Origin of the sequence: Streptomyces sp. NPDC088194 (assembly GCF_040702025.1) — a bacterium.
Lineage (GTDB): Bacteria > Actinomycetota > Actinomycetes > Streptomycetales > Streptomycetaceae > Actinacidiphila.
On sequence record NZ_JBFBIV010000028.1, the window covers coordinates 69,036 to 84,611 of the forward strand.

Consider the following 15,576-nt stretch of genomic DNA (forward strand, 5'->3'; position numbering starts at 1 on the left):
ACCCGGGCTGTTCTGCCGGCGGTGAACCCCGGCCCGACCGGGCTCGACGATCACTACAGTCCGGACTCATGACAACGATGACGACCCGCACCGTCGAGTACCCGGCCGACGGTCTGACGATGATCGGGCACCTCGCGCTCCCGGCCGGTGTCGACCGCCGGCCCGCGGTGCTGCTCGGACCGGAGGGCATGGGGCTCAGCGACGTCGAGCGCCGCAGGGCCGACGCGCTCGCCGAACTGGGATACGTCGCGCTGGCCTTCGACCTCCACGGCGGGCGCTATCTGGGCGACCCCGAGGAGATGCTGGCCCGTTGCATGCCGCTGCTCGCCGACCCCGACCGAATGCGGGGCATCGGCCACGCGGCGCTCGACGTGCTGCGCGCCGAACCGCGGACCGACCCCGACCGGATCGCCGCCGTCGGCTACGGCACCGGGGGCGCCATCGCGCTGGAACTCGGCCGCGACGGCGTCGACCTGCGCGCGATCGGGACGGTCAACGCAACCATCACGGGCCGACCCGGCGAGGCAGCGCGCATTCGCTGCCCGGTGTGGGCCGGGGTCGGATCGGAAGACCCGATCATGGCGCCCGCGCAACGGGACGCGTTCACCGCCGAGATGCAGGCCGCGGGCGTCGACTGGCGCCTCGCGGTCTACGGCGGCGCCTTGCACGCCTTCCACCACCCGCCGGTCGACCACCCCGCGGTCCCCGGCGTCGGCTACCACCCGCAGCACGCGCGGCGCGCCTGGCGCGACGTCGTCGACCTGCTCGCCGAGTGCCTGCCCGTGACGGAGGACCTGGGGGTATGACCCGGGCGGTATGACCCGGGCCCCCTCCTGCCCCGCCTGATCGGCCGCCGTGCCCGCCGGCCGGGTGATGGCGGCCCGTCCATGCCGTGAGGACCGGTTCGACCCATGCCCCCTGCTCGGCGTCAAGTCGCCGCAGTACGAGGTGCGTTCGCGTGCGGATCGCGCGGACAGGGCGCGGGCTGTGCGGCCGCGCATTCATGGCCGCGGGGGCGGCCCCGCACCCGGCCCGATGTGGTCCCGGCCGACAAGGCCTACGCCGCACGCGCCATCCGCGAGCACAGCTGAAGCAATGGCACGGCCTCGCCACCACCTACGGCAAGACCGCGACCATCCACCTCGCCGGACTCCACCTCGCAGGCATCCTCATCTGGTCCGCCCGATGATCCAGACGAAACGGGTCAATACACCTAGGTGAGCCGCAGGATGCGCTCGGCGTTCGCGTGCGCGACCTTGGCCTTGTCCGGTGGGGCCAGGGGCGCGGTGCGCATGAACTCGGCCGCCGTCGCGGTCGGCTCGAACGGGTAGTCGATCGAGAACATCACGTTGTCGACGCCGATGGTCTGGATCGCGTCGACCAGCGCCGCGTGCGAGAACACGCCGGAGGTGGTGATCGCGATGTTCGTTCCGAAGTACTCCGAGGGCGCCTTCTTCAGCGGCCGCTGCACGTCGGGGTCGAGATCGCGGTAGCGGGCGTCGACGCGGTAGAGCTGCGCGGGCAGGAACTCGCCCATGTGCCCCAGGATGATCCGGGCGCCGGGGAACCGGTCGAAGACGCCGCCGAAGACCAGCCGCAGTGCGTGCCCGCCCGTGCTGTGGTTCCAGCCCCACGTCGCGTGCTCCAGCCCCGGGTACCCCTTGACCACGTTCCAGTGGTCGGACGGCACGGGGTTCGGGTGGATGTAGAGCGGGACGCCGAGGTCCTGCAAGGTCTCCCAGAACGGCGCGTACTGCGGCTCGTCCAGGTAGTGGCCGAGGGTGTGGTCGTTGACCAGGGCGCCGCACAGGCCGAGTTCCCCGATGGCGCGGCGCAGTTCGGCCGCGGCCCGCTTCGGGTCCTGCAACGGGACGGCGGCCAGGCCCTGGAACCGGCCCGGGTGCTCGGCGACGACGTTGGCGAGGAAGTCGTTGGCCTTGCGGGCGTCGGCCACCGCGATCCGCGGGTCCGGCTGCGTCTGGACACCGGGGGCGGTCAGCGAGAGCACCTGCAGGTCGACGCCGTTCCGGTCCATGTCCGCGAGCCTGAACTCGGTGAAGTCGGGCAGCAACCGCCCTACGTTCGCGAGCACTTCGGGCTTCAGGGGGATATGGCCGACCGGCGAGCCCTTGGTCTGCAGCTCGTCGTACCAGAACGCTTCCTCCAGGGCGATCAGCTTCATCGGAGCGCCTCTCATCCATCCGTTCCGCTTGAGTCACGGATCGGCGGTGCCGTCGGCGGAAGGGCGGCGGACACCGCGTAAACCATTAAGTAGCTTAATGGTTATCGGTGCTACGGTAACACGGTGCCCAGCGAAGACAAGTCGACCCAGGAACCGCTCGCCAAGCTGCTGTGGCGGGCGCACAACTGGTTCCGTACGGCCGTGACCGCGCACCTTGAGGACGGCGCCGGCGGGGTGAGTCCGGCGCACGCGACGCTGCTGAGCCAGCTCGATCCGGACGGCATGCCGATGTCCGACCTGGCCCGGCAGATGGGTGTGAGTCCCCCGGCGACCCACCAGATGGTCCACCAACTCGCCGCCCTCGGGCTGCTCCAGGTGGTGCCGAACCCCCGCTCGGGACGGTCGAAGCTCGTCGTGCTCACGCCGGAAGGTCTCACCCGCCGCCGGCAGGCGCTGGAGGTACTCGACGATCTGGAGGCGGAGTTGGCGCAGCGGATCGGGAAGCGGCGGGTCACGGCGCTGCGTGACGCGCTCGAACAGGGCTGGGGTGACACCGCCGCCGTGGACCGTACGTCCACGGCGGAGGGTGCGTAGCCCGAATTGGCGTGGCCCGGATTGGTGTGGCCGGGAACGTGCGGCCGCCCGCCCGTCAGTCGGGGCGGGCGGGCGCACGACGGCCGGCCGTTGGCAGGCGACCGTTGACGGTCAACGGCCGGCCGTTGACGGGGCGAGGGTTCAGACGCCCTCGTTGATGTCCACGTCGGCCGGGGTGGTGCTGAGTTCCTCGCCGAAGTAGGCGCCGACCCCGCTGGTGCCCATGGTGGAGGAGCCGTAGTTGGCGGTGCCGGTGCCGGTCAGACCGGTGGTGGTGCCGTGCAGCACCCAGACCGCGCCGGTGCCGGCGTTCTCGTCCGGGTCGCCGATGACCACCTGCGCCGGGTCGGAGGGCGTCGCCGGGAGCGCGCCGACCACGGCGCCGAACTTGTCGCCGCTCTCGGAAGCGCCGGGTACGCCGTCGGAGTTCTGCGTGAAGACCTGGGAGCCGGTCCCGGTGACACCCTTCGAGGAGCCGAGCAGGAGAAGGAACGAGCCCGCGTTGGTCAGCCCGTCGTAGTCCTCACCGGGCACGCCCGCGACGACGTCGGCGTACCCGTCGCCGTTGACGTCACCGACCGCCACGGATGCGCCCATCGCGTCGCCGGTCTCGCCGACGCCCGGGACGCCCGGGGTGTCCTGGTTGATCCACACCGGCGGAAGGGTGGTGCTCTGACCGTGGGCGCCGCCGTAGACGATCGTGACGGCGCCGCCCTTGACCGGCAGGTCCTCGTCGCTGTCGTAGTAGTCGGTGCTGTGGCCGAAGACGATGTCCCCGTAGCCGTCGCCGTTCACGTCGCCGATCGCCACGCTCTGGCCGGGCACCCGCATCCCGCTGGTCTGCTTGGCGTATCCGGTGTAGGTGAAACCGTTCGCGCCGCCCAGCAGCAGGTAGCCGCGGTAGGAGTCGGGCTCGTCCGTGTCGGTGACCAGGGCCACGAGGTCGGTGGTGCCGTCGCCGTTGATGTCGCCCGCCGCGATGCTGTGCAGGTTCACCGTGTCGCCGCCCTCCATATCCCACAGGTTGAGGTCGGAGACCGAGGCGACCTTGCCGTCCGTGCCGATCCCGGACAGCGTCCGCAGGGTCTGGCTGCCGTAGGAGGTGACCAGTTCCTGCTTTCCGTCGCCGTTGAAGTCGCCGACCTGGAGGAAGGCGCCGACCCCCGCGTGCGCGGTGGCGCCGGTGTCGATGGCGGTGGCGTTGCCCAGACCGGACGCGCTGCCCCACAACACGGTCAGCATGCCCGCGTCGACACCGGACGCGTCGGTGCCGATGTCCTCCCCGGAGGCGCCGACCACGAGGTCGGTGTAGCCGTCACCGTTGAGGTCCACCGGCACCACCGTGGACCCGAACCGGTCAAGTGCCTCGGAGCCGCCGGGGATTCCGGGGCTGTCCTGCGCGAACAGGTAGTGCTTCGCCTGGTCGACGCCGCCGGCCGCGCCGTACACCACCGACACGTAGCCGGCCTCGGACTTGCCGCTGGCGGTCCCGTACGGCGAACCGACCGCCATGTCGGCGTGGCCGTCCCCGTTGAAGTCGACGACCTGCGCCTTCTGGGTGGCTTTGGCCCCCGCGGTGGCCGCGTGCGCGGTGCCGCCGGGGGCGGCCTGGGCCACCGCCGCCGGTGCGACCACCGCGCTGACCACGGCCACGGCAGCCGCCAGCGCCAGCCGGTGGGCGCGACGGGGGATACGTTGAGACATTCGGGCTCCGTTCAACGATGATGCGACGACCGGATGATGTTCCGGTGAACTCCCGCGACGTAGGACTCACCGGCCCGGGGAACAGTTGTACGGGCGGAAGGGATCGGTCCGTGGGCCCGCGACGGGCCCGGGCCGTTGTCGGCGGTCGGCTCTCGGTTCTCGGCTTTCGGCGTTTCGGCGTTCGGCTTTCACTGCCGACTGTTCGCCGGGGTCACCAGGCCAGGGCGAGGTCCATCGTCTGCTGCCAGTAGGTGGTGGCGAGGGAGTCGTCGATGTAGACGCCCTTGGCGGGCAGCGGGGGGTGGGCGGCGGTGCCGACGCTGCCGACGCCGGAGCGGCCGGAGAAGTAGACCTCCAGGCTCTTCACGGTGCGGCCGTTCGTGCCGCTGCCGTCACTCGCGGACAAGGCGACCGAGGCGTAGCCGGACTGGCCCGGCTCCAGGGTGACCACGGCCTGCGGCACGGAGTCCTTGATCACCGGCGGCACCGCCTGCGCGCCGGTGAACCGCAGCTCCGGGTAGTTGTAGAGGTAGCAGGTCCTGCTGCCGGTGTTGGTGACCGTGAGCAGCATGTGGTTCACCGGACGGTTCAACGGGGCCGCCACCACCTTCGTGTCGGAGCCCTGGCACGTGACCGGCTTCCCCGAGGCGGCCGGGACCTTGGTGGGAACACCCTTCGCCGCCGGCCGGGTGGCACCGGCCCCCGCCGACGGCTTGACCCCGGACGGCGCCGTGGTGGCCGGCGCGGACTCGCCGTCAGCGGAACCCGCGGCCGTGGAACCCGCCGCCGAGGAAGCGCCCGCCGAAGGCGCCAGGGTCGCCGAGACGTCGGCCGTCGAAGCACCCTCGTTCCTGCTGCCCGATCCGTCGTCACCGCACGCGGTCAGGGAGAGCGCGCCAAGCACGACGGTCGCGGCGGCACCGAGGAGACGGCTACGGGAGTTCCGGATGATGGACATGAGGTCGTACCTCTTTCGCGGTTCTGGTGGTCGGAGTGCTTGGATGAGGGGAGCTTGTGGGGAGATCCGTCCCAACCGCCACGCACGGCGGACAGTTGGGGACACTGGAACGCAGAACGCCGCTCTGAGCAGGGGGAACACAGTGCCCCTGGAACGCTGGAACGGGACACTGCGAAATGGAGGCACGGGTGTCGGGTGCGGCAGGAGCCAGGGAGACGGACCAGTTCGCGACGCTTCTGCGCGAGCTCAAGGACCGCTCGGGACTGAGCTACGGGGGGCTGGCCAAGCGGCTGCACATGAGCACGTCGACGCTGCACCGCTACTGCAACGGGACCGCGGTCCCGAACGAGTACGCGCCGGTGGAACGTCTCGCACGCGCGTGCCGGGCGACCCCGCAGGAACTCGTGGAGCTGCATCGGCGCTGGGTGTTGGCGGACGAGGCGCGCAGGGTCAGGGGGGACCAGGCGGCGGCGACGCGGGCGGAGGCGGCGGCTTCGGGTGACGCCGGCGCGGGTACGGTCGCGGGCGCGGCAGCCGGTCCGGCCGCGGACTCGGCCTGGGCCCCCGCCCCCGCACCAGCCCCGACCCCGGCCCCGGCCCCGGCCCCGGCCCCGGATTCAGCTCAGGGCGCCGGTTGGGCCGATCCCGCGGCCGAGGCGGGCGCACCGCAGACGGCGGGCACCGGATCAGCGGCCGAGTCGGACCGTACCGCGGCTCTTCCCGCCTCCTCCCCCGAACCGTCGCCCGGACCAGGACTGACAGCGGGACCCGCGCAGGACGCGGACGGCGGACCGGACGAGCCGGACGGCCAGGTCGTCGTGCGGCTGCCGCGTGGCCCCTCGTCGCCGCGGCGGCGCCGCAACGCGCTGATCGCCTCCGCCGCGGCGGCCGCCGTGCTCGCGACGACGGCGCTCGTCGCGCACCCATGGGACCGGGCCGGCGACAACGGCCGTGACCAGCAGGCCGTCGGCGCCACCGCGAGCAGCGACACGGCCGACGCGAAGGCGCCGTCCACCACCCCGTCGCCGACCGGGTCGCGGCACACCCGCTCCGCGTCGCCGTCGACCCCCGCGAGCAGCAGCACGTCCGGTGCCCCGCAGGGCGTGACCACCCAGGGCGCGAAGTCGACGCCCACCGGGAGCAGCAGCAAAGGCACCCCGCTCACCGTCGGCGTCCGCCCCTACGCCTTCGACGATCCGTGCCGCCAGCACTTCCTCGTCGACAGCGCACCCGCGCAGGTCGGCCCGCCCGGGAACGAGCAGGACGCGCCGCGCTGGGCCGCCGCGTACGGCGGGGTCTCCTCGGGCGAGCAGCGGATCGCCCTCACCATCCAGGGCACCGGCTCGGACACCGTCGTCCTACAGGCGCTGCACGTACGCGCCATCAGCAGCGGCGCCCCGCTCGCCTGGAACGACTACTCGATGGGAGTCGGCTGCGGTGGCGGCGTGGACGTCAAGACCTTCGACATCGACCTCGACAACGGCAGCCCCACGGCCACGGTCCTGAACGGTCAGCGCAACTTCCCCTACAAGGTCAGCGAGTCCGACCCGGAGGTCTTCTACGTCACCGCGCACACCAAGGCGCACGACGTCCGCTGGGACCTGAGCCTGGACTGGTCCAGCGGCACCCGCAGCGGCACGATCAGCATCAACGACAAGGGCACCCCCTTCCACACCAGCGCAGACGTCGACCGCCCCGGCTACGACTACCCCAACGGCGGCAGCGACTGGATCAAGCGCGACAGCTGACCGGCTTCCCAAGGTCGTACGCGGTACGGTCCCGCCAGCGTGTGCCGTCCCAGACGATCAGGTGGACCGCGCGGACGTGGCTGGTCAGCGGCAGGGACGCGGCGAGTTCGGCCTCGCACGCGTCGTGCGCGGCGCCGGAGTCCGCGGGGTCGTCGCTGACCGCGACCGTCAGGTGCGGGCCGGGCCCCGGACCGAAGATCCCCCGGTACGGCAGCGCTTCGGGCCAGCGCCGCGTGAGGTCCTTGGTCAGCGCGACCACCGGGTCGTGCGGCCACGGGTCGAGGTAGAGCACGCCGGGATAGCGGCCGAACTCGCCGAACGTCAGGGTGAACGCGTCGTGCCCCGCGAAGAGTTCGGCCAGTTCACGGTGGACTCGCGCGTCGATACGGCTCTCGTGCAGGAACGGGTAGAGCACGGTCACATGCGCGGGGAACCCGACCCGGACCAGCGGGTCCGCCTCGGGAACCTTGATGGTGAGTGCGGTGTCGCCGGGGATGTCCGGCCACCCGTCCTCCTCCTGCGCGCGCTGCGTGGTCTGCATGCTGCTCCTGTCTGCGCGACCTACCGGGCCCTGACCGCGGGAGACCGCGCCCCGGCGAGACCTGAACCGGCTTCGGCCCGGCCCCGGCCCGGCCCTGGTCATGACGTGTCCGGCCGCTCCTGGCGTATCGCAACACCGGCGATCACCGCGGCCACACCGATGATGTCGCGCCAGGTGGGTATCTGGCCAAGCACGGCCAGCCCGATCACGGTGGACGACGCGGGCAGCAGCGCCAGCAGGAAGGCGAAGACGGACCGCGGCAGCCGGGCCATGGCCAACTGATCGCTGGCGTAGGGAATGACGGAGGAGCAGACTCCCACCCCGATCCCCCACAGCAGCCACAGCGGGTGAACGAAGGCGGTGCCGGCATCGCCGAACCCGAGGGGCTCACCGGCCAGGCGTACATCGGTGAGAACCGCCACCCCACCGACGGCCAGGGCGAGCGCGGCGAAATTGCGGCCGCTGCGGGTCCCGACGAGGGCCAGGACGACCACCCCGAGGAACTCGATCGCCCCCACCGTCGACAACGGCAGCCGGTCGACGGCCAGATAGAACATCGCGTTCATCGCGGCGAGCAGCACGCCGAGCGCCACGAACAGCCCGCGGCGGGCCGGGGCCGCCTGCCGGAGCACCCGCAGCGGACGCCGCCAGAGCAGGAACACCGCGGCCGCCCGCGATCCGCAGCCACGCGACACCCAGGACCCCGACGCGCGAGAAGAGCAGGACCGCCAGCGACGGTCCGAGGTAGGGGAAGACCGCGCTGCACAGGATGAACACCGCGGGCGGCGCGCTGAGGGGGACACCCGCCAGCCGCGAGCCGACCCCGAGGGCGCTCGGCGCGGGGCTCCACCGTCCGACGGTCACCCGTGCCCCAGCACCGGGTGCGGGCGGTACGGAGCCTCCAACCTCCGTACCTCTGCGTCGTCCAGCTCCAACTCGACGGCGGCGACCGCGTCGTCCAGATGCGCGGGCCGGGTCACCCCGACGATCGGCGAGACGACCCCCGGCCGCCCCTGCAGCCACGCCAGCGCGACCTGCGCCGGCGGCACCCCGCGCTCCCGCGCGACCTCCGCCACCGTGTCCACCACGGTGAAGTCGTCGTCCGTGTAGTGCTCTTCGGCCAGCGGGTCGCTGCGGCCCCGGACCGTGCTGCGTCCACCGCCACGGGTGCGGCTGCCGGTCAGGAACCCGCGGGCGAGCGGGCTGTACGGCAGCACGCCGACGCCGAGGTCGCGGCAGAGCGGGATCATCTCCCGCTCCTCCTCGCGGTAGGCGAGGTTGTAGAGGTTCTGCATCGACACGAATCCGCTCCACCCGTGGGCGCGAGCGGTGTACTGCGCCTTGGCGAACTGCCATGCGTACATGCTGGATGCCCCCGGATATCGGATCTTTCCCGCCCGCACGAGTTCGTCGAGGGCGCACACCGTCTCCTCGATCGGGGTCGCGTCGTCCCATCGGTGAATTTGGTACAGGTCGATGTGGTCGGTGCCCAGCCGGCGCAACGACGCGTCCACCGCGGCGTGCAGGTGCTTGCGGGACAGGCCCCGCGAGGTAGGCGCATCGCCCGTCGGGAAGTACACCTTCGTGGCGAGCACATAGTCGTCGCGGGAGCCGAAGACCTCGCGCAGCAGAGTGCCGGTGACCTCCTCACTCGCGCCCTGGTCGTACATGTCCGCGGTGTCGAAGAACGTCACGCCCGCCTCCGCCGCCGCCCGCACCAGGGGCAGCGCCGCGTCGGCGTCCAGGTGCCAGGCGCGGCGCGAGGTGTCGCCGTAACTCATCATCCCCAGCCCGACCCGCGACACGACCAGGCCGGACGACCCGACGCGCGAATACCGCATGCTTCCCCTTGTCCCGCCGAAATGGCGTCGTATTCGCTGTTTACGACCTTGACCGCCCGGCTATTCTCCTCTGCACCGGGCTTCCGTTGAAGCCGATATTGAAGCCCAAGGAGCGAATGTGCCTGGAAAATCCAAGAAGAAGAGGCGGATTTCCTTTGGCGAGCCACACCCGGCCCTGGACGAGATGAATGTCAGACTCCTCGCCGAACTCCACCGCAACCCACGCCTGTCCATGTCCGCCCTCGCCCGCATCGTCGGCATGTCGGCGCCCGCCGTCACCGACCGGGTGCGCCGGCTCGAGGAGGACGGCATCATCACCGGCTTCCGCATGGCCGTCGACCCGTCCGCACTCGGCCTGCCCGTCACCGCCCTGGTACGGGTACGGCCCGGCCCCGGACAACTGCCCAACCTGATGGCCCTCGCGACCGACCACGAACAGGTCAGCGAATGCCACCGGCTCACCGGCGAGGACTGCCTGCTGATGAAGATCCACACGGCGACCATCGACGGCCTCGAAGCCGTCCTCGACGAGTTCCTCCTCTACGGGCCAGACCACCACATCCCTCGTCGTGGCGACCCCGGTACCACCACGCCCCCTTCCACTCCCCTCACCCGCCGAATAGGACTCCCCCACGGGCAGCACCGGGCGCCCATGAGTGAACACCGGGCCGAATCCGCCCCGTTGGACCTCCCGTCGACCCCTCAGAATTGGTCTGGACTATTGACAGGTTCAGACCATTTCCGTTTGAGTGCTGACTCCGGTCCCACTTCGCACCCCCACAAGGAGTGGCACGTGTCGAGACAACGCTTCATCGCCTTCCTCACCGCGCTCGCGGTCGCGGTCGGCCTGGCGGTCATGGTCCCCTTCGCATCCTCCGCTTCAGCCACGGACTGCGCCGCCGCCTGGAGTTCCTCCTCTGTCTACACGGGCGGCCAGACCGCCTCTTACAACGCGCACAACTGGTCGGCGAAGTGGTGGACCCAGGGCGAGACCCCCGGTTCCGCCGACGTCTGGGCCGACCAGGGCGCCTGCGGCAACTCGGGCGGTGGCACCGGCGGCTCGACCGGCGGCAACGACAGTTGCAGCTACCCCGCCTGGGTCGCGGGCCAGAACTACGTCACCGGCGACATCGTGCAGTACACCAACGGCAGCGACTACATCGCCACTCACGACAACCCGGGCTACGACCCGACCATCAGCACCTGGTACTGGAGCCCGTACAGCTGCTCCGGCGGTGGCGGCACCACGCCCCCGACCAACGGCGCATTCGTGGTCAGCGAGGCGCAGTTCAACCAGATGTTCCCGAACCGGAACTCCTTCTACACCTACGCCGGCCTGACCGCCGCCCTCAGCGCCTACCCGGGCTTCGCCACCACCGGCAGCGACACCGTCCAGAAGCAGGAGGCCGCGGCCTTCCTCGCCAACGTCAGCCACGAGACCGGCGGCCTCGTCTACGTCACCGAGATCGACAAGTCCGGCAACTACTGCGCCTCTGAGCCCTACGGCTGCCCTGCCGGCACCTACTCGTACTACGGGCGCGGCCCCATCCAGCTCAGCTGGAACTTCAACTACAAGGCCGCGGGCGACGCGCTCGGCGTCGACCTCCTGGACAACCCCAGCCTCGTCGAGACCGATCCCGCCATCTCCTGGAAGACCGGACTTTGGTACTGGGACACCCAGACCGGACCGGGCACCATGACCCCGCACGACGCCATGGTCAACGGCGCCGGCTTCGGCGAGACCATCCGCAGCATCAACGGCAGCATCGAGTGCAACGGCGGCAACCCCGCCGAGGTCCAGGACCGCGTCAACGCCTACGAGAACTTCACCTCCATCCTCGGCGTCCCCGCGGGCAGCAACCTCTCCTGCTGACCCGGACCCTGCTCCACCCGCGCACCGCGCACTGACGCGCTCCGCCCCCGGCGGGGCGCGTCGGCGTGCCGGGACGACGACCACCGCCAGCGCACCGCCGCCGGGCCGTCACCGGCCGGCCGTCGAGACGGTACTGAACGTCGTCTCGCCACCGACGGCTATCGCCGGGACGTGGGAGCCGTGAGAGCCGCGGGCACGATCGCGGACCTTCTTGACGTAGGAGCGTGTGAACGCGGCGGGCAGGCCGAAGCCGAGGACCTGGACGATGACCCGGGGCAGAGTCCCGGAGCCGGCGGCCTCGCAGGCAAGGGTGGCAACGGCACTGAGCGTAAAACCGATCGTCCAGGCGCCGGTGAGCACCGTGCAGGTGCGCCGGAAGAGCGGAGTGGTCCAAACCTCCGGTGCGGTATGCCGCTTGGCGATGCCCAGGACGAACGGCCGCCGCACCAAAAGCGTCACCGCTGCTATCAGCGCCAGCCACGCCGAGGACAGTCCGCCGGCGACATCACGCAGCGGCGAGTGAGGGTCGGCGAAGGCCACCGCGGTCAGCGCACCGAAGTAGGCAACCGTGCCGAACTCCAATATCTGCGCGTCCGCGGTCACTCCCGCCCTGCGGTCCTTCACCAGAGAGAGCACGCCAAGGGCCAGCGCCAGAAGCGCCGCCCACTGCCAGGCAAGACTCGACACGACGGCGAACACGATCCAGGGGAGAAAGCCTCGTAGCTGGCTCACGGCGACTGTCCCTTCCGCTTATATGCGAATTGACGACCCGGCGGGGATTTCCCGCTGCTCGAAAATGTACGGCGATGAAGGCGCCGCGTCCTCCACCCCCGGGTTGATTCCCGGGTGGAGAAATTTATCCACCCGGACTCCACCCGTGGGGGGATGACGACTCCCGCCGCAGGTCGTAGCGTTGATGAAAACGAGGCCGGAGCACGCCTATTCGGGACGGGACCGGCGTCGGCCCCTTTCACCGCGCGAACAAGGAAATGCGAGGATGCCATGTCCATGGCTATGGAATCGAATCACTGTCAGTACTGCAAACCGCCCGCGTCCACCGATCCGCAGGCGTTCCGCATCTCTCCCGCGGGCGCGATCGAGTACGGCCACGCGCCGGCGCCATGGACGGACACGACCATGCGCCTCCCCACGGCCCCTCCATCCCGCCGGCACCAGCGCCGGCACCGGCACCCACTCACCGCGATCCCGCGCGGGCCGGCCGAGCTCGACGTCGCCGAGGGCTCCTTCACCCACAGGCCGCGCTGTTCTCCTCGGGTCAGACGCCGTCTCACGTGTCGTTGCGGTTCTTCCAGCGGAAGGTGAACAGGCACAGCAGGAGGCCGCCGACGCACCACGCGGCGAGGACCAGGGCGGTTCGGCCGAACTCCCAGGCGCCCGCCGGTTCGAGGGCCGCGGCCGCCTGCGGGAGGAAGACCCCGCGCAGCCCCTGGCAGAGCCACTTGAGCGGGAAGAAGGAGCCGACAGTGAGCATCCAGTTCGGAATCGTGTCAATGAGGATGTAGACACCGGAGATGAACTGGAGCACCAGGAAGGGCAGGACCACCACGGAGGTGGCGCTGCGTCCGGACTTCGGCACGCTGCTGATCGCGATGCCGAGCAGCGCGCATCCGGTGATGCCCAGGACGAACACCCAGCCGAAAGTCAGCCACTTGACGGGCGTGGAGGGCAGGTCCACGCCGTACACGGTGGTGCCGAAGACGAGGAGGATCGCAGTTTCGAGGATGCCAGTGGTCAAGACCAGCCAGATCTTGCCGAGGAAGTACGCGGCCGGGGGCATCGGGGTGCCGCGCAGCCGCCGCAACACCTTCTCGTCCCGCTCGATCGCGATCGAGATGCCCAGTGACTGGAAGCTGGTCGACATGATGCCGGAGGCGATCATCGAGGTGACGTAGTACTGGGAGGCGCTGGTGCCCGTGTTCTTCATGTTGTCGCTGAAGATCGAGGCGAAGAGAAAGAGGAAGATGATCGGGAAGGCGAAGGTGAAGACGACCTGCTCACGCTGACGGAAGAAGAGCTTGATCTCCATCGCGCCCCGGTGCAGACCGAGTTGCCAGGCGCCGGGCAGCCGTGCGGTGGCGGTGCCGTCGTGGCCGCCGCGACGGCCGGCGCCCCGGCTGGTGCCGCCCGCGCCTCGCCCCTCGGCGGGACCGGGGTCGGTGCCGAGACTTGCGCCTGGGTCGGTGCCGAGGCCGGCGCGCGGGCCGGCACCGGACGCGGGCTCGGGATCGGGATCGGGGTGGCCCGCGGGAGTCGGGGCATTCGCGGCGGTCATCGCGGGGCCTCCTGTCCGATGAGTCGCAGGTAGACGTCCTCAAGGGTCGGCTGGGTCACCCGCAGTCCGGGTATCTCCCCGTCGAATCGGCGGGCGAGTTCGGTGACGACGCGGGTCGGGGTGTCGGTCTCCTCGGCGTGCGAGGTGCCGTCGGGGCCGGTCCAGTGGACGGTCGTGCGGGCGTCGGCGCGGCCGGCCAGCGTGCCGGGGGCGCCCTCGGCGACGACCTTGCCCGCGGTGATCACGGCGAGCCGGTCGGCGAGGGCTTCGGCCTCCTCCAGGTAGTGCGTGGTGAGGATGATGGTGGTGCCCTCGTCGGCGAGGGAGCGGATCAGTTCCCAGAACTGCCGCCGGGCCACCGGGTCGAAGCCGGTGGTGGGCTCGTCGAGGAGCAGCAGCCTCGGGTCGCTGATCACGCCGAGGGCCACGTCGAGCCGGCGGCGCTGGCCGCCGGAGAGCGCTTTGACACGGCTGCCGGCCTTCGCTTCGAGCCCGACCAGCGCGATCACCTCCGCCGGGTCGCGCGGGCAGGGGTAGTAGCGGGCGAAGTGCCGGACCGTCTCACCGACGGTCAGTTCGCTCACCGCCGACTCGTCCTGCCATACGATGCCGACCTGCGCCTTCCAGGCCCGGTCGGCGGTGGCGGGGTCGGCGCCCAGGACGGTCACCTCGCCCTCGTCGCGGGAGCGGTGGCCCTGGAGGATCTCCACGGTGGTGCTCTTTCCGGCACCGTTGGGTCCGAGGATGCCGAACACCTCGCCCGCCCTGATGTCCAGGTCGAGCCCGTCCACCGCCATGACGTCGCCGTACCGCTTGCGAAGCCCCCGTACGCGTACCGCGTCCCCCTCAGCCATGCGACCAGTGTGCCGCGCTGGGGCCGCCGCTCGAACGGGAACGGCGAAACCGTACGAACGGATGAACGAGGCTGGGTGCGCGCCTGGTTGACGGCCGCACATGGGTGCCGTTGTGTCCCGGTTGGATAACGGGCGGGCGGTGCGCGGGGTTCGTCCTTACTCTGACTGTCCTACCGGGTTCGCCAGGGGGGCACCCGGGATCGATCAGGGGACGTCAGGGACATCATGAATCGCTTTCGCATGCTCGCCGCCGGGTCCGTGGCCGGTGCGGCCGTCGCCGGGGCACTGCTCGTGCCGACTCCGGCGAGCGCGTCGGCCGGGTCCGTGCACTTGCACAAGATCTACTACAACAGCCCGGGGGTGGACCGGCGGACGAACGCGAGCCTCAACGCGGAGTACGTGCAGATATCCAACACCACCGGCAAGTCGGCGAGTCTGAAAGGTTGGACCCTAACGGATGCGTCGAAGCACAAGTACACCTTCACCACTTACACACTTGGCGCTCACAAAACCGTGACCATACACACCGGCAAGGGGAGCAACACGGCCGCCAACCGGTATCAGGGTCGTTCCGCGTACGTCTGGAACAACGACAAGGACACGGCCACGCTCAGGTCTTCCAAGGGCACCAAGATCGACACCTGCTCGTACAACTCGACGCGGGTCGCGTACAAAATGTGCTGACGCCTCGACCAACCGCCGGGTAGGGCGGAACGGGCCACCAGGAGGGGCGGCGGATCGTCGTGACGATCGCCGTCCCTCCGCCGTTTCGGAGGGACGTTTTGGTATCCATGGAGTATCAAAGGCACAAAGGCGAGTGGCGGGTGAGACGGCGTTAGCAGGTATTTGACACGCCGGGAAACCCACTCGTAGAGTCAGCCCCCGTCAACTCCGAGTAATTCCCGGGCCAAGCGCGGCTCAGGGCGGAATTTCCGTTTTGGCGCGTTCTGACAGCCGTGACCACCCCCGCCCCACCGGGGAGACGGCT

At 70.5% G+C, this 15,576-nt stretch carries 14 protein-coding genes and 1 pseudogene; 6 read left to right on the forward strand and 9 right to left on the reverse strand.

The annotated features are described in order from the left end of the window. Positions 1-68: 68 nt before the first annotated feature. On the forward strand, positions 69-806 hold the full coding sequence (locus AB0399_RS17785) for a dienelactone hydrolase family protein (protein WP_329364377.1): 738 nt from the start codon (positions 69-71) through the stop codon (positions 804-806). A gap of 407 nt (positions 807-1,213) precedes the next feature. Here AB0399_RS17785 and AB0399_RS17790 read toward each other — a convergent pair whose 3' ends face one another. Then, positions 1,214-2,197: an amidohydrolase family protein gene (locus tag AB0399_RS17790; protein ID WP_366411920.1), complete on the reverse strand. Its 984-nt coding sequence runs from the start codon at positions 2,195-2,197 to the stop codon at positions 1,214-1,216. A 108-nt stretch (positions 2,198-2,305) separates the two neighbouring features. On the opposite strand from AB0399_RS17790, the gene AB0399_RS17795 reads away from it, so the two are divergent. Continuing rightward, complete coding sequence (locus AB0399_RS17795; protein ID WP_366411921.1) at positions 2,306-2,776, forward strand: MarR family transcriptional regulator; 471 nt, start codon at positions 2,306-2,308, stop codon at positions 2,774-2,776. Between the two features lie 141 nt (positions 2,777-2,917). On the opposite strand, the gene AB0399_RS17800 is transcribed toward AB0399_RS17795, so the two are convergent. Both AB0399_RS17800 and AB0399_RS17805 read right to left on the reverse strand, forming a co-directional pair. Next, a complete protein-coding gene (locus AB0399_RS17800; protein ID WP_366411922.1) occupies positions 2,918-4,480 on the reverse strand; it encodes an FG-GAP and VCBS repeat-containing protein in 1,563 nt (520 codons plus the stop codon). A 211-nt stretch (positions 4,481-4,691) separates the two neighbouring features. Next, positions 4,692-5,438 (reverse strand): DUF4232 domain-containing protein, encoded by a 747-nt coding sequence (locus tag AB0399_RS17805; RefSeq protein WP_366411923.1) that lies wholly within the window; start codon positions 5,436-5,438, stop codon positions 4,692-4,694. Positions 5,439-5,626: 188 nt separating this feature from the next. On the opposite strand from AB0399_RS17805, the gene AB0399_RS17810 reads away from it, so the two are divergent. After that, positions 5,627-7,186 carry a helix-turn-helix transcriptional regulator gene (locus AB0399_RS17810; RefSeq protein ID WP_366411924.1) on the forward strand — a complete coding sequence of 520 codons (1,560 nt, stop codon included), beginning with the start codon at positions 5,627-5,629 and terminating at the stop codon, positions 7,184-7,186. Here the strand turns inward: AB0399_RS17810 and AB0399_RS17815 are convergent. From AB0399_RS17815 to AB0399_RS17825, 3 genes are all read right to left on the reverse strand, one after another. Then, on the reverse strand, positions 7,170-7,727 hold the full coding sequence (locus AB0399_RS17815) for a 2'-5' RNA ligase family protein (RefSeq protein WP_366411925.1): 558 nt from the start codon (positions 7,725-7,727) through the stop codon (positions 7,170-7,172). The genes AB0399_RS17810 and AB0399_RS17815 overlap by 17 nt on opposite strands. Positions 7,728-7,825: 98 nt before the next feature. Beyond that, positions 7,826-8,389, reverse strand: a complete 564-nt coding sequence (locus tag AB0399_RS17820; protein WP_366411926.1) for a hypothetical protein — start codon at positions 8,387-8,389, stop codon at positions 7,826-7,828. A gap of 198 nt (positions 8,390-8,587) precedes the next feature. Next, the gene (locus AB0399_RS17825) at positions 8,588-9,568 is read right to left on the reverse strand and encodes an aldo/keto reductase (protein ID WP_366411927.1); all 981 of its coding nucleotides are present in this window, start codon (positions 9,566-9,568) and stop codon (positions 8,588-8,590) included. Positions 9,569-9,800: 232 nt separating this feature from the next. On the opposite strand from AB0399_RS17825, the pseudogene AB0399_RS17830 reads away from it, so the two are divergent. Together AB0399_RS17830 and AB0399_RS17835 are read left to right on the forward strand one after the other, a co-directional pair. After that, a pseudogene (locus AB0399_RS17830) lies at positions 9,801-10,046 on the forward strand (winged helix-turn-helix transcriptional regulator); the annotation flags it as partial. A gap of 315 nt (positions 10,047-10,361) precedes the next feature. After that, positions 10,362-11,441 (forward strand): glycoside hydrolase family 19 protein, encoded by a 1,080-nt coding sequence (locus AB0399_RS17835; protein ID WP_329364396.1) that lies wholly within the window; start codon positions 10,362-10,364, stop codon positions 11,439-11,441. Positions 11,442-11,549: 108 nt separating this feature from the next. Here AB0399_RS17835 and AB0399_RS17840 read toward each other — a convergent pair whose 3' ends face one another. The 3 genes from AB0399_RS17840 to AB0399_RS17850 all read right to left on the reverse strand — a co-directional run bounded on the left by AB0399_RS17840 (position 11,550) and on the right by AB0399_RS17850 (position 14,588). Continuing rightward, positions 11,550-12,173, reverse strand: coding sequence for a hypothetical protein (locus AB0399_RS17840; RefSeq protein ID WP_366411928.1), 624 nt, complete (start codon positions 12,171-12,173; stop codon positions 11,550-11,552). A 556-nt stretch (positions 12,174-12,729) separates the two neighbouring features. Continuing rightward, positions 12,730-13,488: an ABC transporter permease gene (locus AB0399_RS17845; protein WP_366411949.1), complete on the reverse strand. Its 759-nt coding sequence runs from the start codon at positions 13,486-13,488 to the stop codon at positions 12,730-12,732. A gap of 242 nt (positions 13,489-13,730) precedes the next feature. After that, the gene (locus tag AB0399_RS17850; RefSeq protein WP_366411929.1) at positions 13,731-14,588 is read right to left on the reverse strand and encodes an ABC transporter ATP-binding protein; all 858 of its coding nucleotides are present in this window, start codon (positions 14,586-14,588) and stop codon (positions 13,731-13,733) included. Positions 14,589-14,828: 240 nt separating this feature from the next. Between AB0399_RS17850 and AB0399_RS17855 the strand changes: the two genes are divergently transcribed. Next, a complete protein-coding gene (locus AB0399_RS17855) occupies positions 14,829-15,272 on the forward strand; it encodes a lamin tail domain-containing protein (protein ID WP_329364402.1) in 444 nt (147 codons plus the stop codon). Positions 15,273-15,576: the final 304 nt, after the last annotated feature.